The following is an 18,408-nucleotide window of genomic DNA, read 5'->3' on the forward strand; positions in this document are numbered from 1 at the left end:
GCCCGTACGTGCCCTGGTCGTAGGCCGCCTGCCCCTGCTGTCCCTGCCCGTACTGAGGCTGGCCGTAGGGGTCCTGCCCGTACTGCGGCTGCCCGTACTGGGGCTGCCCGTACTGCGGCTGGCCGTGCTCGGGCTGGCCGTACGGGTCCTGGCCGTGCTGTGGCTGGCCGTACTGACCCTGCCCGTACTGCGGTCGTCCGTACTCGGGCTGGCCGTACGGGTCCTGGCCGTGCTGGGGCTGGCCGTACGGGTCGTGCTCGTCCTGCGGCTGGCCCGGCTGCTCCCCGGGCTCGGAGCTCTGACCGAAGGCGGTCGAGCCGGTGGACCCGGGAGCCGGGGGCTGCGCTCCGTCCTCCGGCTGCTGGCCGAACGGGGTCGTCTCGTGACGGCCCTGGGCGTCGTCCCGGTCGCTGCTCATGATCTCCTCCGACGAGGCCGGTGGCACCGGCGCTTCGCCGTCAGCTTGGCGGTGCCGGGAGGGCCGGGCAAGCACGGGGGTCCACCCGTCGTGTCCACCCAGTGGGACCGGTGGACACCGGCGCGTCGCGGGGTCGACGGCGTCCCTACGCTGTGGAGCCGTGACCACGACCACGCCCGTCGTCCTGATCGCCGAAGAGCTCGCGCCCAGCGTGTTGGAGGTGCTCGGGGGTGACGTCGAGATCCGGCACGTCGACGGCGCCGACCGGGGTGTCCTGCTGCCCGCGCTGGCCGACGCGTCGGCCGTGCTGATCCGGTCGGCCACCCAGATCGACGCCGAGGCGCTCGCGGCGGCGCCGCAGCTCAAGGTCGTCGCGCGAGCCGGGATCGGCCTGGACAACGTCGACGTCCCCGCGGCCACCGAGCGCGGTGTGCTGGTCGTCAACGCGCCGACCTCCAACATCGTCAGCGCCGCCGAGCACGCCGTCGCACTGCTGCTGGCCGCTGCCCGGCACATCCCGGCCGCCGACGCCTCGCTGCGCGAGGGGAAGTGGGCCCGGTCGAAGTTCACCGGCGTGGAGGTCACCGAGAAGACCGTCGGCGTCGTCGGGCTGGGTCGGATCGGGGTGCTGGTCGCCCAGCGGCTGGCCGCCTTCGGCGTCACGCTGATCGCCTACGACCCCTACATCCAGCCCGGCCGGGCCGCCCAGCTCGGCGTCCGCCTGGTGTCCCTGGACGAGCTGCTGCGTGAGTCGGACTTCATCACCGTCCACCTGCCCAAGACCCCCGAGACCCTCGGCCTCATCGGTGCCGACCAGCTCGCCGCCACCAAGCGGGGCGTGATCATCGTCAACGCCGCCCGCGGCGGGCTGGTCGACGAGGCCGCCCTGGCCGAGGCGCTGCAGTCCGGCCAGGTGGGTGCCGCCGGCATCGACGTGTACGCCAAGGAGCCCTGCACCGACAGCCCGCTGTTCGGGCTGCCGAACGTGGTCGTCACCCCGCACCTGGGCGCCTCCACCACCGAGGCCCAGGACAAGGCCGGCACCGCCGTCGCGCGGAGCGTGCGCCTGGCGCTGCAGGGCGACTTCGTGCCCGACGCGGTGAACGTCCAGGCCGGCGGCATCGTCGCCGAGGACGTCCGCCCCGGCCTGCCGCTGGCCGAGAAGCTCGGCCGGGTGTTCACCGCGGTCGCCGGTGGGCTCGCCCAGTCGGTGAACGTGGAGGTCCAGGGCAAGATCGCCGAGTTCGACGTCTCGGTCGTCCAGCTCGCGGTGCTCCGTGGCGTCTTCTCCGACGTCGTCGAGGAGCCGGTCACCTACGTCAACGCGCCGCTCCTGGCCGACCAGCGGGGCCTGGACGTCACGCTGTCCAGCAGCACGGAGAGCCCGCACTACCGCAACCTGATCACCGTGCGGGGGGCGATGGCCGACGGCACCGAGGTGACCGTCTCCGGCACCCTCTACGGCAAGAACCAGGTGCCCAAGCTGACCGAGGTCGGTGGCTTCGAGATCGACCTCGCGGCCGACGGCTACCTGCTGTTCTTCGTCTACGCCGACCGCCCCGGCGTCGTCGGCACGGTGGGAGCCGCCCTCGGGGAGGCCGGGGTCAACATCGCCGGAGCGCAGGTCAGCCGCACCACCCAGGGCGGCGAGGCGCTGATGGCCGTGACCGTCGACAGCCCGGTCAGCGGCGAGCTGCTGGCCGACATCGGCCAGCGGATCGGCGCCCGGCAGGTCCGGGCCGCCGACCTCAACCCGAACTGACCCACCCCGCACCCAGCGCGACCACCGGCCGCGCCGTCCCACGAGGACGGCGCGGCCTCGTGGTCCCCGGGGCGATCCGGCGGGTGCGGGTGGCGGGTGTGAGGCCGGGGCCGGGCGCCCACTAACCTCTGGCCTCATGCGCCTGGCAGTGGTACCCGGAGACGGCATCGGTCCCGAGGTGGTGGCCGAGGGCCTCAAGGTCCTGGGCGCGGTCGCCCCGGACATCGAGAGCACCCCCTACGACCTGGGAGCCGCCCGCTGGCACCGCACCGGTGAGCTGCTGCCGGACTCGGTGCTGGAGGAGCTGCGCCAGCACGACGCGATCCTGCTCGGCGCCGTCGGTGACCCGGGTGTGCCCAGCGGCATCCTGGAACGCGGGCTGCTGCTCAAGCTGCGCTTCGAGCTCGACCACCACGTCAACCTCCGCCCGGCCCGGCTGTTCGACGGTGTGCGCAGCCCGCTGGCCGAGCCCGGCGAGATCGACATGCTCTGCGTGCGCGAGGGCACCGAGGGCCCCTACGTCGGCAACGGCGGCGTGCTGCGGCGGGACACCCCGCACGAGGTCGCCACCGAGGTCAGCCTGAACACCGCCTTCGGCGTGGAGCGCGTCGTCCGGTACGCCTTCGAGCGGGCGGTCGCCCGGCCGCGCAAGCACCTCACGCTGATCCACAAGACCAACGTGCTCACCCACGCGGGCTCGCTGTGGTCGCGCACCGTCGAGGAGCTCTCCGCCGAGTTCCCCGAGGTCAGCGTGGCCTACCAGCACGTCGACGCCGCGGCGATGTTCTTCATCACCGACCCGGGCCGCTACGACGTCATCGTCACCGACAACCTCTTCGGCGACATCGTCACCGACGTGGCCGCCGCCGTCACCGGGGGGATCGGGCTGGCCGCCAGCGGCAACCTGGACGTGTCGGGGACCAACCCGAGCATGTTCGAGCCGGTGCACGGCTCCGCGCCGGACATCGCCGGGCAGGGCATCGCCGACCCGACGGCGACCGTGCTGTCGGTCGGGCTGCTGCTGGAGCACCTGGGCCGGCCCGAGCTGGCCAAGAAGGTCAACGCGGCGGTCGCCTTCGACCTCTCGACCCGGGACCCGAAGGCGCCGATCCGCACCACCGAGATCGGCGACCGGCTGGCCGCACTGTCCGGCTGACGACCCGGCGGGGCGCGGCCTGCTCGCCGCGGCCACGAAGGGGTGTCCGCCGGCCGGTCCCGCCGCTACCGTCACCGCCGTGCTGGCTGCGGTGCGCGAACGCTATGGCCCGCCGGAGCTCGTCCGGGTCGCCGAGGTGCCGACGCCGGTCGCCGGCCCCGGCGAGCTGCTGGTGCGGGTGCGCTGCACCACGGTCAACCGCACGGACTCCGCGTACCGGGCCGGCACCCCCAGGCTGACCCGGCTGCTCACCGGGGTGCCCCGTCCGCGCGCGACCGTGCTGGGCACGGAGTTCGCCGGTGAGGTCGTGGCCGTGGGGGCCGGTGTGCCGGACAGCTGGGTCGGGGAGCGGGTGTTCGGCTACGTCGAGGGACGGTTCGGTGCGCACGCGGAGTTCCTGACCGTCCCCGCCGACGGTTTCCTCTCCCGGGTGCCCGACGGCGTCCCCGACGACGTCGCCGCGGCGGCCACCGAGGGCGCGCACTACGCGGTGGCGGTGTTGTGCCGGGCCCGGATCGAGCCCGGCGAGGACGTCCTGGTGTACGGCGCCACCGGGGCGATCGGCTCGGCCACGGTCCAGCTGCTGCGCGTCCTCGGCGCGCACGTCACCGCCGTCTGCGACGGGTCCCGGGCCGACCTGGTCCGGGGGCTGGGCGCCGAGCGGGTCATCGACCGCACGACCGAGGAGTTCCTCGCCGACCCGCACCGCTACGACGTGGTCGTGGACGCCGTGGGGAAGACCTCCTTCCGCCGGTGCCGTCGGCTCCTGCGACCCCGTGGCCGCTTCGTCTCCACCGACCTGGGCCGGTTCTGGCAGAACCCGGTGCTGGCCCTGGTCACGCCGCTCTCCCGTGGGCGCCGGGTCGTCTTCCCGGTCCCGCTCCAGGACCCAGCCCTCCCCGCCCACCTGCGGGACCTGCTGGCCTCCGGCGAGCTCCGGCCGGTCCTCGATGAACGTCGTTGGCCGCTGTCCGGGATCGTCGAGGCCTACCGGTACGTCGACAGCGGGCAGAAGACCGGCAGCGTGGTCGTCGACGTGGGGTGACCGCGCGCTCCCGGCGTCCCAGGGCGTGAGACGGCGGTTCCATGACGCACGCCCGCCGTGCTTCACTGGTGGTGATGGACGCCACCCGCACGATCATCATCAGCTAGCGCGCAGTCACCTCCCCGGACTGCGCGCAACCTCCCGTACCCCGGGAGGTTTTTTCGTGTCTGGGCCCAGTACCGAACCGACCCGGGAGACACCGTGGCCACGCACCCCGCCACCGAGCTCGACCTCGACCCGACCGACTTCCACGTCTTCGACACGACCCTGCGCGACGGCGCCCAGCGCGAGGGCGTGAGCTGGTCCGTCGCGGACAAGCTCGCCGTCGCCCGGCTCCTCGACGAGATCGGGGTCGGCTTCATCGAGGGCGGCTGGCCGGGGGCGCTGCCCAAGGACACCGAGTTCTTCGCCCGGGCGCGCACCGAGCTGGACCTGCGGCACGCGCAGCTGGTGGCCTTCGGCGCCACCCGCAAGGTCGGCGTCCGGGTCGAGGACGACCCCCAGGTGCGTGCGCTGCTGGACGCGCAGACCCCGGTGGTGTGCCTGGTGGCCAAGTCCGACGTGCGGCACGTGCGCGAGGCGCTGCGCACCACGCCCGAGGAGAACCTGGCGATGGTCGCCGACACCGTCGCCTTCCTGGTCGGGCACGGACGGCGGGTGTTCGTCGACTGCGAGCACTTCTTCGACGGCTACGCCGCCGACCCCGACCACGGCGTCGCGGTGCTGGAGGCCGCCTTCGCCGCCGGCGCCGAGGTGGGCGTGCTCTGCGACACCAACGGCGGGATGCTGCCGATGGGCGTGGGCCGGGTGGTCGCCGACGTCCGTGCGCGGACCACCGGGAAGCTCGGCATCCACTGCCAGGACGACACCGGGTGCGCGGTGGCCAACAGCCTGGCCGCCGTCGAGGCCGGCGTGACGCACGTCCAGGGCACCGCCAACGGCTACGGCGAGCGGGCCGGCAACGCGGACACGTTCGCGCTGATCGGCAACCTGGTCACCAAGATGGGGCTGCCGGTGGTGCCGGCCGAGTGCCTGCCCGAGCTGAAGCGGGTCAGCCACGCCATCGCGGAGCTGGCCAACATCGCCCCGGACGACCACCAGCCGTTCGTCGGCGCCTCGGCCTTCGCGCACAAGGCCGGCCTGCACGCCAGCGCCATCAAGGTGCGCCCGGAGCTGTACAACCACCTGGACCCGGCCGTCGTCGGCAACGACATGCGCATCCTGGTCACCGAGATGGCCGGGCGGGCCTCGATCGAGCTCAAGGGGCGCGAGCTGGGGGTGGACCTGGCCGGGCAGGCCGACGCCATCGGCCGGGTGGTCGACCAGGTCAAGGTGCTGGAGGCCGACGGGTGGTCCTTCGAGGCCGCCGACGCCTCCTTCGAGCTGCTGCTGCGCGCCGAGCTGCCCGGGGCCCCGGCGCCGCTGTTCGAGCTGGAGAGCTACCGGACCTCCGTCGAGCACTGGGGGAACGGGGTGGTCGTCAGCGAGGCCACCGTCAAGGTGCACGTGCCGAAGGAGGACGGGACGACGGAGCGGGTGATCAGCACCGGCGAGGGCAACGGCCCGGTCAACGCGCTGGACAACGCGCTGCGGCAGGCCCTGGTCAGCCGGTACCCGCACCTGGCCGACGTCTCGCTGGCCGACTACAAGGTGCGCATCCTGGGCTGGAACGGCGGCACCAGCGCCACCACCCGGGTGCTCGTCGACAGCACCGACGGGGTGGGGGAGTGGACCACCGTCGGGGTGCACGACAACATCGTCGAGGCCTCCTGGCACGCCTTGGTCGACGCCTTCACCTATGCGGTGCGGCGCCGCTGAGGGACCCGGTCAGCCGGGGCTGCGGCGCAGGTCCAGCTCGATCTCCCGGGCGGCGGCCTGCAGCGCGGGCAACAGGTCGTCGCGGACCGCGTCCGGGGTGCTGTGCCGGGCGGAGGCAGAGATGTTCATCGCCGCGAGCACGGCGCCGTCACCGTCCCGCACGGGCACCGCGATCGAGCGCAGCCCCTCCTCGAGCTCCTGGTCCACCAGCGCCCATCCCCGGTCGCGGGCCTCGGCAAGCGCCCGGCGGAGCCGGTCGGGCTCGGTGACGGTGAACCGGGTCAGTGCGGTCAGCTGTGCGGTCCGCAGGTAGCGCTCACGGTCGGCCTCCGGCTGGGCGGCCAGCAGCACCCGCCCCATCGAGGTCGCGTGAGCCGGGAACCGGGTGCCGACGTTGATGGCGACGGTCATGATCCGCTTGGTCGGCACCCGGGTGACGTAGACGATGTCGTCGCCGTCCAGCACCGACAGCGAGCACGACTCGTGCACCTCGGCGGCCAGCTGCTCCATGTGCGGGCGGGCGACCTCGGGCAGGGACAGCCCGGACAGGTAGGCGTAGCCGAGCTCCAGCACCCGCGGACGCAGCTCGAACAGCCGGCCGGCGGAGCGGACGTACCCCAGCTCGACCAGGGTGAGCAGGAACCGGCGGGCAGCCGCCCGGGTGAGCCCGGTCTCCCGGGCGACCTCGCTGAGGGTCAGCCGGGTGTGCTCGGCGTCGAAGGCCCGGATGACGGCGAGTCCGCGCGCCAGTGACTGGACGAAGGCCTCCGGTCGCTCGCTGCCGCCCTCGCCGTCGGCGGGTGCCATCGCGTCCATCGAACTCCTCCCGGGCGGCTGCCTCGGCGCCCGATCACGGTTCCAGCACGAGCGTTGACGTGACTGGCCTCACGACCTACGTTCTCCACCTGAACGCATGTTCGGATGCCGCACACCGTAGCGGGATCCCGGTGGACTGCCACCCGTCGGCGGACAGGTTCGACCACTCGCCCTCACCGTGGAGGACAGGGACCTGATGCACCTGCTCACCCAGGCAGCGCCATGAGCACGACGGAGGTGCGCCCCGCCCGCGCGGGTGCCGAGCCGGTCCGCCGGCGCCGTCCCGAACTCCCGTCGGCGGTCCTCGGCCTGGGCGGGCTGGTCGGGTTCGCCGCGCTGCTCGAGCTGCTGCCCCGCACCGGCATCGTCTCGGCCGAGTACTTCCCGCCGTTCAGCGAGATGGTCCGAGCACTGGTGGAGGCGGCCGGCACCGACCGCTTCTGGGCCGCGACCGCGGAGACGGTCCAGGCGTGGGGGATCGGGCTCGGGATCGCGCTGGTCGCCGGCATCGGCCTGGGCCTGCTGATCGGCAGCGTCGAGCTGCTGCGCCGGTTCACCGCCTCGACGATCGAGTTCCTGCGGCCGGTGCCGTCGGTGGCGCTGATCCCGCTGGCGGTGCTGCTGCTGGGCCTGGGCCTGCAGTCGACGCTGCTGCTGGTGGTCTACGCCTCGTTCTGGCAGATCCTGATCCAGGTGATCTACGGGGTGCAGGACGTCGACCCGGTGGCGCGGGAGACGGCGCGGTCCTACCACCTGGGGCGCTGGGCCCGGGTCCGGTACCTGATCTGGCCGACCGCGCTGCCGTACGTGATGACCGGCGTGCGGCTGGGTGCGGCGGTCGCCCTGATCCTGGCCGTGACCGCCGGCCTGGTGGGCATCGGCACCGGGCTCGGTGCGGAGATCGCGCTGGCCCAGTCGTCCAACGCCGTCCCGCTGGTGTACGGCCTGGTCATCTTCACCGGCCTGCTCGGCGTGGTGGTCAACCTGGCAGCCCGTGCGCTGGAGCGCCGGACGCTGGCGTGGCACTCGTCGGTGCGCGCGGACGTGGGGGGCTGACGTGAACCCGGTGCTGCGCTGGGGCAGGACGCTGGGCTTCGCGCTCACCCTGCCCGTCATCCTGGTCACGCTGTGGTGGGTGTGGTCGGCGGACAGCACGAACTACTACGCGCCGCCGCTGCAGACCATCCTGACGACGTTCGGTGACGTCTGGTTCTCCGAGCGCCTGCGCGCCGACGTGCTGCCCAGCGTCACCCGGCTGGCGATCGGCTACACCGGGGCGGTCGTCGTCGGGGTCGGGCTCGGGGTGCTGCTGGGGGCCAACCGCACGCTGCGGCGGGTCACCGAGCCGGTGCTGGAGTTCTTCCGGGCCATCCCACCGCCGGCGCTGATCCCGATCCTGTTCCTGTTCGCCGGGATCGGGGACACCGCCAAGGTGATCGTGATCGTCTCCGGTGCGGTCTGGCCGGTGCTGCTCAACACCGTGGAGGGCGTGCGCGCGGTCGACGACGTCCTGTCCGACACCTCGCGGTCCTACGGCATCACCGGCCTGGCCCGGCTCCGCCACCTGGTGCTGCCGGCGGCCAGCCCGCAGATCGTCGCCGGCATGCGCCAGGCGCTGTCGATCTCGATCATCCTGATGGTCATCAGCGAGATGTTCGCCTCCACCAACGGGCTGGGGTTCAGCGTCATCCAGTTCCAGCGGAGCTTCGCCATCCCGGAGATGTGGAGCGGCATCCTGCTGCTCGGCCTGCTCGGGTTCGTCCTGTCCCTGCTGTTCCAGCTCTTCGAACGGCGCAGCCTGCGCTGGTACCACGGCCTGCGCCGATCTCAGCGAGGAGAGAACTGATGACCCAGCCGCTGCTCGACGTCGCCGGCGTGCAGAAGACCTACACCGGCTCCGGCCGGACCGTGGAGGCCGTCCGCGACCTGACCTTCTCCGTCGGGGACGGCGAACTGGTCTGCATCGTGGGCCCCTCCGGTGCGGGCAAGACGACGCTGCTCAAGTGCATCGCCGGGCTGCTGGAGCCCACCGCCGGCACGGTCACCCTCGCCGGCGCCCGCGTCGACGGACCGCCGGAGGCGATGGCGGTGGTCTTCCAGGAGTACGGCCGCAGCCTGTACCCGTGGCTGACCGTCGAGGGCAACGTCGAGCTGCCGCTGAAGCAGAAGAAGCTGGACAAGGCCCGCCGACGGGAGCTGGTGCGCGACGCGCTGGAGGCCGTCGGCCTGGCCGACGTGCACAGCGCCTACCCGTGGCAGCTGTCCGGCGGCATGCAGCAGCGCGTGGCGATCGCCCGGGCCGTGGCCTACGAGCCCAAGGTCCTGCTGATGGACGAGCCGTTCGCCGCCGTCGACGCCCAGACCCGGGCCGACCTCGAGGACCTGATCCGCTCGCTGTGGCACAAGCTGGGGGTGACGATCCTCTTCGTCACCCACGACATCGACGAGTCGGTCTACCTGGGGCAGCGGGTGCTCGTGCTGTCCTCCTCCCCGACGGTGATCATGGAGGACCTCACCATCGACCTGCCCGACGAGCGCACCCAGCTGGAGACCCGGTCCTCGCCGCGGTTCGCCGACCTGCGCGGGCACGTCTACGAGCAGATCCAGCTGGCCAAGCACCGCAAGGGCGACCAGCACCAGCGCGACGAGGTCGCCACCGGCAGCCACCGGGCCGGGCAGCCCACCGTGGCCGCGGACCCCGGTCACTAGTCCAGGCTCCACCCCCTCTCCACCTCGCACGTCCGGCAAAGGAGCCACCATGCGTCGCCTGCTCGCCCCGATCACCGCTCTCGCGCTGCTGACCACCGCCACCGCCTGCGGCGGCTCGTCCGACGAGCCGGCCACCGACACCGAGGGCGGTCTGGCCCAGGTCACCGTCGGGATCATCCCGATCATCGACGTCGCCCCCATCTACCTCGGTCAGGAGCAGGGCTTCTTCGAGGAGCGGGGCATCGAGCTGGAGCTGGTGCCCGGGTCCGGCGGCGCGGCCGCCGTGCCCGGTGTGGTCGCCGGGGACTTCGACTTCGCCTTCGGCAACGTGACCTCCCTGCTGCTGGCCCAGACGCAGGGCCTGCCGCTGCAGGTCGTCTCCAACGGGACCGCCTCCACCGGCGACCCGGAGACCGACTTCTCCGCCGTCGTCGTGCCCGCCGACAGCCCGGTGCAGACCGCCGCCGACCTGGCCGGCAAGACCGTCGCGGTGAACAACTTCAAGAACATCGGCGAGGTCACGATCCGCAAGGCGGTCGAGGACGCCGGCGGTGACTCCTCGACGGTCAACTTCGTCGAGCTCCCCTTCCCGGACATGCCGGCCGCGATCGCCAACGGCAACGTGGACGCCGCCTGGGTGGTCGAGCCGTTCGTCACCGTCGCGACCGGCCAGGGCGCCCGGGCCGTGGTGCGCAACTTCGCCGAGCCGGTGGAGGACCTCACCGTGGCGACCTACTTCACCACCGAGCAGATGCTGGCGGAGAACCCCGAGCTGGTCGACGACTTCCAGGCCGCGATGACCGAGTCGCTGCAGTACGCCCAGGACAACCCGGACGAGCTGCGCCGGATCATCACCACCTACACCAGCATCACACCGGAGACCGCCGAGCAGATCGCCCTCCCGTCCTTCCCGGAGGAGATCAACGTGGAGTCGATGGAGACGGTCGCCGAGCTGATGGCCGAGTACGGGATCACCGAGGAGACCGCCGACGTCGACGCGCTGCTCGCGACCGACTGACCGTGCCCGACCCCACGACCCCTCCTGCGGTGCCCACCGTCCGGGACGTCACCTTCGACGTGCTGCGCCGGCTCGGCCTGACGACGATGTTCGCCAACCCGGGCTCGACCGAGGTGCCCTTCCTCGCCGGGCTGCCCGACGACATCGAGTTCGTGCTGGCGCTGCACGAGGGGTCGGTGGTGGGCATCGCCACCGGCTGGGCCATCGCCCACGACCGGCCGGCCCTGGTCAACCTGCACACCACGGCGGGGCTGGGCAACGCCGTGGGCGCGCTGGCCACCGCCCGGGTCAACCGGGCCCCGCTGGTGGTCGTGGTCGGCCAGCAGGACCGGCGGCACCTCGCCCTGGAGCCCTTCCTGGCCGGCCGGCTCGCCGGCCTGGCCGGCGACTACCCGGTCTGGGTCGACCAGCCGGTGCGCGCCCAGGACGTGCCCGGGGCGATCGCCCGGGCCCACCACGAGGCGGTCACCGGACGCGGCCCGGCGATCGTGGTCGTGCCGATGGACGACTGGGCGCAGCCGATGTCCGACGCCGAGCCGCTGGCCGCCGCGACCGTGGTGCGGCGGCCGGTGGGGGTCGACGAGGCGACGGTCACCGAGGTCGCCGAACTGCTCGACGGCGCGCGGTCGCCGGTGCTGGTGGTCGGCGCCGGCGCGGACACCGCCGTCACCCGGGCCGCGCTGGTGCAGCTGGCCGAACGGCTGGCCGCCCCGGTGCGGCAGGAGGCCTTCGGCGCCCGGGCCGGCTTCCCGCAGGACCACCCGCAGTACCAGGGGCTGCTGCCCGCCGGCCGGGAGCGGCTGCGCGGGGTGCTGGCCGGCCACGACCTCGTGCTGGTCGTCGGCGGCCCGGCCTTCCGGCAGTACCCCTACCAGCCCGGGCCGTTCGTCGACCCCGGCGCCCGGATCGTGCAGGTCAGCCAGGACCCGGCCGAGGTGCACCGGAGCCCCGCCGACCTGGCCGTGCTCACCGACCCGGGCGTCTTCTGCGCCGCACTCGCCGAGCGGGTGACCGACCGCGGCCGGCCCCCCGGCCCACCGCGGACGCCGGTCACCGTGCCACCGCCGGCACCGGGGGAGCCGCTGCGGGCCCCACACGTCTACGCCCAGCTCGCCCGGCGCCTGGACCCGGACACGGTGGTGGTGGAGGAGTCGCCGTCCACCCGCCAGGTGCTGGAGGAGATGGTCCCCTCCCGGCAGCCGCTGGGGTACCTGGGTGTGGCCATGGGCGGCCTCGGCTTCGGGATGCCGGCCGCCATCGGCGTCCGGATGGCCCGGCCGGACCGGCCGGTGGTCGCGGTGCTCGGCGACGGCTCGTCGATGTACGCCGTCCAGTCGCTGTGGACGGCGGCCCGCTACGGCGTCGGCGTCCTGTTCGTCGTCTTCGCCAACGGCGGCTACGCGATCATGGACAAGCTGGTCGAGCGGCAGGGGGCCGGGAAGGCGCCGTGGCCGAGCTTCCCGGAGGTCCGGCTCTCCGCCCTGGCCACCGCGCTGGGCTGCCCGGCCCGGCGGATCAGCAGCCACGAGGAGCTGCTGGAGGTGCTGGACGACGTGCTGCCCCGGCTGCGGGACCTCGACGCCCCGCTGCTGCTGGACGTCGAGGTGGCCCCGGAGGCCGAGTTCAACCCCTGAGCGGTCAACCCCTGAGGGGCGCCACCGTGCTGGCCAGCAGGCAGAACTCGTTGCCCTCCGGGTCGGCCAGCACGTGCCAGGTCATCTCGTCGGTGAGCGGGCCCTGGCCCACGTCCACCGGGGTGGCGCCCAGGGTGAGCAGCCGGTCCAGCTCCTCGGCCTGCGACCGGTCTGTGGCGTTGAGGTCCAGGTGCAGCCGGCGCTTGCCCGGCGTCGGGTCGGGCACCGGGACGAAGTCCAGCACGGGCTGTGGGCCCTTGGGCTCCTGCCCCGGTGGGCCGATCGTCACCACGCCGTCATCGTCGGTGTCCTGCACCTCGTAGCCGAGCACCTCGGCCCACCACTGGGCGAGCGCGGCAGGGTCGGTGGAGTTGACGGCGACTGCGGTGATCCGGGCGGCCATGACACACGGTAGCGACCTGGGGATGACGCACGGTAGCGACCTGGGGATGCCGCACGGTGGCCGGACAGGGAGCCCCGACTAGCCTGAGGACGTGCGCATCGTCCGCTTCGCCCACCCAGCCGGCATGTCCTTCGGGGTCCTCGACGGGGACGGCCAGGTCGCCCAGATCGAAGGCCACCCGTTCGGTCAGATCTCCTTCACCGGTCAGCGGTACGCCGCGGCCGACGTCCGGCTGCTCTCGCCGATCCTCCCCAGCAAGGTGGTCGGCATCGGCAAGAACTACGCCGACCACGTGCAGGAGATGGCGACGGGGGATGCGCCAAAGGAGCCGCTGGTCTTCCTCAAGCCCTCCACCACGGTGATCGGCCCGGGTGACGCGATCCGCATCCCGGCCGGCAGCACGAACGTGCACCACGAGGTCGAGCTCGCCGTCGTGATCGGGGCGCGCGGCGCCCGCCAGGTCAGCCCGGAGCAGGCGCTGTCCAGCGTCTTCGGCTACACGATCGGCAACGACGTGACCGAGCGGGACATGCAGCGCAACGACGGGCAGTGGACCCGGGCGAAGGGCTTCGACTCCTTCTGCCCGCTCGGCCCGTGGATCGAGACCGACCTGGCCGGCCTCGGCAAGGACCCGGCGGACCTGGAGATCACCTGCAGCGTCGACGGCGAGCTGCGCCAGTCCGGCCGGACCAGCCAGCTGCTGTTCGGCGTGCCGACGCTGATCTCGCACATCTCGCAGGTGATGACCCTGCTGCCCGGTGACGTGGTGCTGACCGGCACCCCGGCCGGCGTCGGCCCGATCGCGCCGGGGCAGCGCGTCGAGTGCACGATCGAGGGCCTGGGCACGCTGACCAGCACGGTCGCCGGTGCCGACCCGACCTCCACGGCCGGCGTCCGATGACCGCCCCGGCCGGTCCGGTCCGCACCCGGTTCTGCCCGTCCCCGACCGGCACGGTGCACGTGGGCGTGATGCGGGCGGCGCTCTACAACTGGGCCTACGCCCGGCACACCGGTGGCCAGTTCGTCGTCCGGATCGAGGACACCGACCCGGCCCGCAACACCCTGGAGTCCGAGCGGCATCTGCTGGACTGCCTGCGGTGGCTCGGACTGACCTGGGACGAGGGCCCGGAGGTGGGCGGTCCGCACGGGCCCTACCGGCAGTCCGAGCGGTCGGAGCTCTACCAGGACGTGGCAGCGAAGCTGCTCGCTTCCGGGCACGCGTACGAGTCGTTCTCCACCAACGAGGAGGTCGACGCCCGTCGCCGGGCTGCCGGTCAGGACCCCAAGCTCGGCTACGACAACGCCGACCGGTTCCTGACCGATGCGCAGAAGTCCGCGTTCCGGGCCGAGGGCCGCGAGCCGGTGCTCCGCCTCCGGATGCCGGAGGAGGACCTCGCCTGGACCGACCACGTGCGCGGAGAGGTCCGGTTCGCCGCCGGCGCCGTCCCCGACTTCGTGCTCGTCCGCGGCAACGGCACCCCGCTGTACACGCTGGTGAACCCGGTCGACGACGCCCTGATGGGCATCACCGACGTGCTGCGGGGAGAGGACCTGCTGCCCTCGACCCCGCGGCAGATCGCGCTGTACCGGGCGCTCACCGACATCGGTGTCGCCACCGGCACCCCGCGCTTCGGGCACCTGCCCCTGGTGATGGGGGAGGGCAACAAGAAGCTGTCCAAGCGGGACCCGCAGTCGAACTTCGACGTCTACCGGGACCGCGGCTTCCTGCCCGCCGGGCTGGTCAACTACCTGGCCCTGCTCGGCTGGTCGATCGCCGAGGACCGGGACATCTTCTCGCCGGCGGAACTGGCCGAGGCCTTCGACGTCGACAGCGTCAGTGCCAACCCCGCCCGCTTCGACCTGAAGAAGGCCGAGGCGATCAATGCCACCCACCTGCGGGCGCTGCCGGTGGAGGAGTTCCTCACCGCGGTGACGCCGTACCTGGTGGGCGCCGGGTTGGTCGCCGACCCGCCCACCGCCGAGCAGGCCGCCACGCTCGGGGCGATCGCCCCGCTGGCCCAGGAGCGGATGATCGTGCTCTCCGACGCCGTCGGGCTGCTCGGCTTCCTGTTCACCGAGGACGTCGAGATCGATCCCGCGGCCGCGGAGAAGCAGCTCGGCGCCGGCGCCGGTGAGGTGCTGGACGCCGCGACCGCGGCGCTGCAGGCGCTCCCGGAGTGGACGACCGCCGCGATCGAGACGGCGCTCAAGGAGGCCCTCGTCGAGGGGCTCGGCCGCAAGCCCCGGCAGGCGTTCGGTCCGGTGCGGGTGGCCGTCAGCGGCCGCACGGTCTCCCCGCCGCTGTACGAGTCGATGGAGCTGCTGGGCCGCGAGCGCACCCTCACCCGGCTCGCCGCAGCCCGCGGGACAGCGACCGGATGACCGGCGGGGGCTGGGGCGCCGGGGGCCAGGCCGAGCCGCCCTACACCGGCCCGCCGCCGACCGGCCGGTACGGCGCCCCGCCCCGGGTGCCCCTCGGCCCTCCGCCGGGCGGTCCCGCTGGCTGGCCGGCCGCCCCCGGGTGGACCCCACCCGGGGTGCCGCCCTACCCGCCCCCGGCGCAGCACCCCTACCCGCCCCCGGCGCAGCACCCCCACCCGCCTCCTGCGCAGCCGCCGTCGGGACCGCCCAGGCCGGCCGCCCCGCCCGGGGCGCCCCCGCACGACGTCCCCCAGCCCTACTTCCTGCTGATGCGGACGCGGGACTGGGCGTGGTGGCGGCCGGTGCTGGGCCTGCTGCTGTTCACCGTGCTCTACGGGGTGGCGGCCGTGGTGCTGGTGCTGGTCGTCCTGCTGACCGGGGTGGTGCCGGACCTCGCCATGCAGGACCTCACCGACATCAGGGTGCTGCTGGTCACCAACGCCTCGCTGATCGTGGCCATCCCGATCGTGTGGGTGTGCTGGCTGGTGCCGCACGGGCTGCGGATCGGCTGGTCGTCCTCGGTGCTGGGCCGGCTGCGCTGGCAGATGCTGCTGCCCTGGACCTGGCGTGCCCTGGCGACCCTCGGGCTCGCGGTCGCCATCGGCCTGCTGCTCACCGTCGCGGCCACCGACCTGTCGATCACGGGGCCGACCTCCTCCTTCGGCTGGCTCCTCCTGGTCGTCCTGCTGACGACGCCGCTGCAGTGCGCGGCCGAGGAGTACTTCTTCCGCGGGTACCTGAGCCAGGCGATCGCCGGCTGGGTCGGCCGTCCGCAGACCGGTGCGGTCGTCGCGGGGGTGCTGACGGCTGCGCTTTTCTCCGCAGCGCACGCGCCACCGGACGTCGAGTCCTTCCTCTACCGGTTCGTCATCGGCCTGGTGCTGTCGGCAGCGGTCTGGCTGACCGGGGGGCTGGAGGCAGCCATCGCACTGCACGCGGTCAACAACGTGGTGATCTTCATCATGGCCGGGGCACTGGGGGAGGAGCTCGCCACGGCCGACCCCGGCGGCGCGCTGAGCCTGGCGACGACCCTGCTCGGGATGACGGGCATGGTGGCCTTTGTCGTCTGGGTGGCCGTCGCCAGCCGGCGGCTGCGCCCGGAGCTGCTCAGCCCCGCGCTGCAGCTGACGGCGTCGCCTTCGGCCGGACCAGCTCAGCCTCGGTGGGGCGGGCCGCCCGCTCCGCCGCCGTGGGCCGGGTCGTCGGCTCCGCCGCCGTCGGCTGGGTCGGCTCCGTCGCCGTGGGGCGACCCGCCGGCACCGAGGCCCTGGGCGGCGGGCCCGCCGACGGGCGGGTGGGGTCGGCCGAAGGGGGACTGACCCGCCGAGGGAGGGGGTGCCTGCGCCCCCTCCGTCCGGATCGGGTATCGTCTCTTCCCGGCGCCGCAAGGTGCTGAACGGCCATTGGGGTATGGGGTAATTGGCAGCCCGACGGTTTCTGGTTCCGTTAGTCTAGGTTCGAGTCCTGGTACCCCAGCGAGGAGCACGGCTCCTCAGCACGACCGCACCACAGTTCCACAGCAGCACCTGGCCCCGTCGTCTAGCGGCCCAGGACGCCGCCCTCTCACGGCGGTAGCGAGGGTTCGAATCCCTTCGGGGCTACACCTGACAGAGCCCCCGACCCCACCCGGGTCGGGGGCTCTCGTCGTCTCTGCGCACCCTCGGGGCGAGGTTCCCGCGCCCGGCGGCGCCACCGGGAGGGGTCGCGCGAAGGCGGCTCGACCGTCTGGCAGAATCGGCGCCGCAGCACCTGGCCCCGTCGTCTAGCGGCCCAGGACGCCGCCCTCTCACGGCGGTAGCGAGGGTTCGAATCCCTTCGGGGCTACACCTGACAGAGCCCCCGACCCCACCCGGGTCGGGGGCTTTCGTCGTCTCCGGGTGTCCTGTCCCCTCAGGCGGACAGCAGCTCGCCGTCGGCCGGCACGCCGTCGCGCCCGTCGGCGGCTCCGGCCCGGAAGGCCATCGGCAGCCCGGCGGCCCCGGCCAGCCCCGCGGAGTCGCAGAGCTGGACGTGCAGGTGCGGTTCGCTGCTGTTCCCCGAGTTGCCGCACTCGGCGAGTTGTTGGCCGGCGGTGACCCGGTCGCCGGGGCGCACCCGGACCGAGCCGCGCCGCAGGTGGACCAGGACTGCGTGCGCGCCCTCATCGGCGCGGACGACGACGTGGTTGCCGGCCAGCCACCGGGTGCCGCCGACCTGTCGGACGAAGCCCTCGACGACCAGCAGGTACAGGATCGACAGCCAGCCGCTGCGGGCCCGGTGGTCGCGTCGCCGCTGGTGCACGCGCACCACCACGCCCGCGACCGGGCTCAACACCGGCTGCCCGAACGCCGGGTACTCCTCGGGTCGGCGCCACTGCCCACCGGACCCGAACTCCGGGCGGCCGCCGGGCGGGTCCAGCACCAGGTCGACGGCGTAGGTCTGGCCGAGGCTGTTGACCCCGTGCGAGGGGACCTTCGTGGCAGGGGAGTTCAGCGCCCGCCAGGGGCCGCGCACCGGCGGCTCGACCACCCGCACCGGGGCCGCGGGCGGCGCCACCCGGTCGAGCAGGCCGGACCCGACAAGGACGACGACGCCGGCCAGTGCACTCCAGGCCAGGAGACCGGCGAGGTCGGCCAGGATCAGCAGCACGCCGAGCGCGGGCAGCGGCGGGCGGGACCGGGCCGCCAGCCGGCGGGCGGTCGCGCCGGTCACGGGGTCACCGCCGCCAGGACGACGTGCAGCGGGACGACCCGATCCGCAGGCACGCCGTAGCTGCCCCGGCCGCCCGTGCGCAGCCAGCCGGCGGCGGTCAGCTGGCGCAGGTGGTGGTGCAGCTGACCGGTGGTGCCCAGCCCGGGGAGTGCCGCCAGCGCGGCGGTGGTGGTGTGCCCACCGAGCACCTCCCGGAGCAGCCGGAGCCGGACCGGGTGGGCGAGCGCCGACAGGGCGGCGGCGAGGGCGTCGTCGTCGTCCGCCCCGGCGGTGCGCAGCTCCTCGGCGCCGTGCGTCCGCTGCCAGGCGTACTCCTCGCCGCCGGGCAGCCGCACCTGGCCGCCGTAGGCGACCGCGCCACCGGGCAGCTCGGCCGCTTCGGCGGCCAGCGCCTGCAGCAGCCAGAACCGCTCCGGCGTCGGCAGGCCGGCCGGCGCGTCGGTCGGTACGGCGCCCGGCCGCGCCTCCAGCGCCGCCAGCCGCTCCTCGATCCGGGTCAGTCGCGCGTCGTCCACGC

16 protein-coding genes, 3 tRNA genes and 1 pseudogene are annotated in these 18,408 nt (G+C 73.6%); 15 read left to right on the forward strand and 5 right to left on the reverse strand.

The features are described 5' to 3' along the window. Positions 1-418, reverse strand: a pseudogene (locus O2W20_RS06385) (hypothetical protein); the annotation flags it as partial. 160 nt (positions 419-578) lie between these two features. Here O2W20_RS06385 and serA point away from each other — a divergent pair. The 4 genes from serA (at position 579) to cimA (ending at position 6,199) form a co-directional block, all read left to right on the forward strand. Further along, the gene (serA, locus tag O2W20_RS06390) at positions 579-2,180 is read left to right on the forward strand and encodes a phosphoglycerate dehydrogenase (RefSeq protein WP_269170888.1); all 1,602 of its coding nucleotides are present in this window, start codon (positions 579-581) and stop codon (positions 2,178-2,180) included. Positions 2,181-2,316: 136 nt separating this feature from the next. Beyond that, on the forward strand, positions 2,317-3,336 hold the full coding sequence (locus O2W20_RS06395) for a 3-isopropylmalate dehydrogenase (protein ID WP_269170889.1): 1,020 nt from the start codon (positions 2,317-2,319) through the stop codon (positions 3,334-3,336). A gap of 79 nt (positions 3,337-3,415) precedes the next feature. Then, positions 3,416-4,381 carry an NAD(P)-dependent alcohol dehydrogenase gene (locus O2W20_RS06400; protein ID WP_269170890.1) on the forward strand — a complete coding sequence of 322 codons (966 nt, stop codon included), beginning with the start codon at positions 3,416-3,418 and terminating at the stop codon, positions 4,379-4,381. A 201-nt stretch (positions 4,382-4,582) separates the two neighbouring features. Beyond that, complete coding sequence (cimA, locus tag O2W20_RS06405) at positions 4,583-6,199, forward strand: citramalate synthase (protein WP_269170891.1); 1,617 nt, start codon at positions 4,583-4,585, stop codon at positions 6,197-6,199. Between the two features lie 9 nt (positions 6,200-6,208). On the opposite strand, the gene O2W20_RS06410 is transcribed toward cimA, so the two are convergent. Continuing rightward, entirely contained in the window at positions 6,209-7,015 is an 807-nt protein-coding gene (locus O2W20_RS06410; RefSeq protein WP_269170892.1) for an IclR family transcriptional regulator domain-containing protein, read from the reverse strand. Positions 7,016-7,237: 222 nt separating this feature from the next. Between O2W20_RS06410 and O2W20_RS06415 the strand changes: the two genes are divergently transcribed. Genes O2W20_RS06415 through mdlC form a run of 5 tightly spaced genes read left to right on the forward strand, consistent with a single transcriptional unit; the run spans position 7,238 to position 12,376 of the window. Continuing rightward, entirely contained in the window at positions 7,238-8,071 is an 834-nt protein-coding gene (locus O2W20_RS06415) for an ABC transporter permease (RefSeq protein WP_269170893.1), read from the forward strand. A gap of 1 nt (position 8,072) precedes the next feature. Further along, a complete protein-coding gene (locus tag O2W20_RS06420) occupies positions 8,073-8,861 on the forward strand; it encodes an ABC transporter permease (RefSeq protein ID WP_269170894.1) in 789 nt (262 codons plus the stop codon). Continuing rightward, positions 8,861-9,724, forward strand: a complete 864-nt coding sequence (locus O2W20_RS06425) for an ABC transporter ATP-binding protein (protein WP_269170895.1) — start codon at positions 8,861-8,863, stop codon at positions 9,722-9,724. The genes O2W20_RS06420 and O2W20_RS06425 overlap by 1 nt, the downstream gene beginning before the upstream one ends. A 49-nt stretch (positions 9,725-9,773) precedes the next feature. Beyond that, complete coding sequence (locus O2W20_RS06430; RefSeq protein WP_269170896.1) at positions 9,774-10,742, forward strand: ABC transporter substrate-binding protein; 969 nt, start codon at positions 9,774-9,776, stop codon at positions 10,740-10,742. A gap of 2 nt (positions 10,743-10,744) precedes the next feature. Continuing rightward, entirely contained in the window at positions 10,745-12,376 is a 1,632-nt protein-coding gene (gene mdlC / locus O2W20_RS06435) for a benzoylformate decarboxylase (protein ID WP_269170898.1), read from the forward strand. A gap of 4 nt (positions 12,377-12,380) precedes the next feature. Here the strand turns inward: mdlC and O2W20_RS06440 are convergent, their stop codons facing one another. Continuing rightward, the gene (locus tag O2W20_RS06440) at positions 12,381-12,779 is read right to left on the reverse strand and encodes a VOC family protein (protein WP_269170899.1); all 399 of its coding nucleotides are present in this window, start codon (positions 12,777-12,779) and stop codon (positions 12,381-12,383) included. Between the two features lie 91 nt (positions 12,780-12,870). Between O2W20_RS06440 and O2W20_RS06445 the strand changes: the two genes are divergently transcribed. From O2W20_RS06445 to O2W20_RS06470, 6 genes are all read left to right on the forward strand, one after another. Next, positions 12,871-13,680: a fumarylacetoacetate hydrolase family protein gene (locus O2W20_RS06445; protein WP_269158877.1), complete on the forward strand. Its 810-nt coding sequence runs from the start codon at positions 12,871-12,873 to the stop codon at positions 13,678-13,680. Continuing rightward, complete coding sequence (gene gltX / locus O2W20_RS06450) at positions 13,677-15,161, forward strand: glutamate--tRNA ligase (protein ID WP_269170900.1); 1,485 nt, start codon at positions 13,677-13,679, stop codon at positions 15,159-15,161. The genes O2W20_RS06445 and gltX overlap by 4 nt, the downstream gene beginning before the upstream one ends. Next, positions 15,158-16,519, forward strand: coding sequence for a CPBP family intramembrane glutamic endopeptidase (locus O2W20_RS06455; protein WP_269170901.1), 1,362 nt, complete (start codon positions 15,158-15,160; stop codon positions 16,517-16,519). Before gltX ends, O2W20_RS06455 begins: the two co-directional genes overlap by 4 nt. An 85-nt stretch (positions 16,520-16,604) precedes the next feature. Beyond that, positions 16,605-16,676 (forward strand) — tRNA-Gln (locus O2W20_RS06460). Positions 16,677-16,728: 52 nt separating this feature from the next. Then, positions 16,729-16,801: transfer RNA gene (locus O2W20_RS06465), tRNA-Glu, on the forward strand. A 150-nt stretch (positions 16,802-16,951) separates the two neighbouring features. After that, positions 16,952-17,024, forward strand: a tRNA-Glu gene (locus O2W20_RS06470). Positions 17,025-17,090: 66 nt separating this feature from the next. Here O2W20_RS06470 and O2W20_RS06475 read toward each other — a convergent pair. Both O2W20_RS06475 and O2W20_RS06480 read right to left on the reverse strand, forming a co-directional pair. Beyond that, entirely contained in the window at positions 17,091-17,891 is an 801-nt protein-coding gene (locus O2W20_RS06475) for a M23 family metallopeptidase (RefSeq protein WP_269170902.1), read from the reverse strand. Beyond that, on the reverse strand, positions 17,888-18,406 hold the full coding sequence (locus tag O2W20_RS06480; RefSeq protein ID WP_269170903.1) for a helix-turn-helix domain-containing protein: 519 nt from the start codon (positions 18,404-18,406) through the stop codon (positions 17,888-17,890). The genes O2W20_RS06475 and O2W20_RS06480 overlap by 4 nt, the downstream gene beginning before the upstream one ends. Between the last annotated feature and the right edge of the window lie 2 nt (positions 18,407-18,408).

It is taken from the genome of Modestobacter sp. VKM Ac-2982 (genome assembly GCF_026967935.1).
In the GTDB taxonomy this organism is placed as follows: Bacteria; Actinomycetota; Actinomycetes; order Mycobacteriales; family Geodermatophilaceae; genus Modestobacter.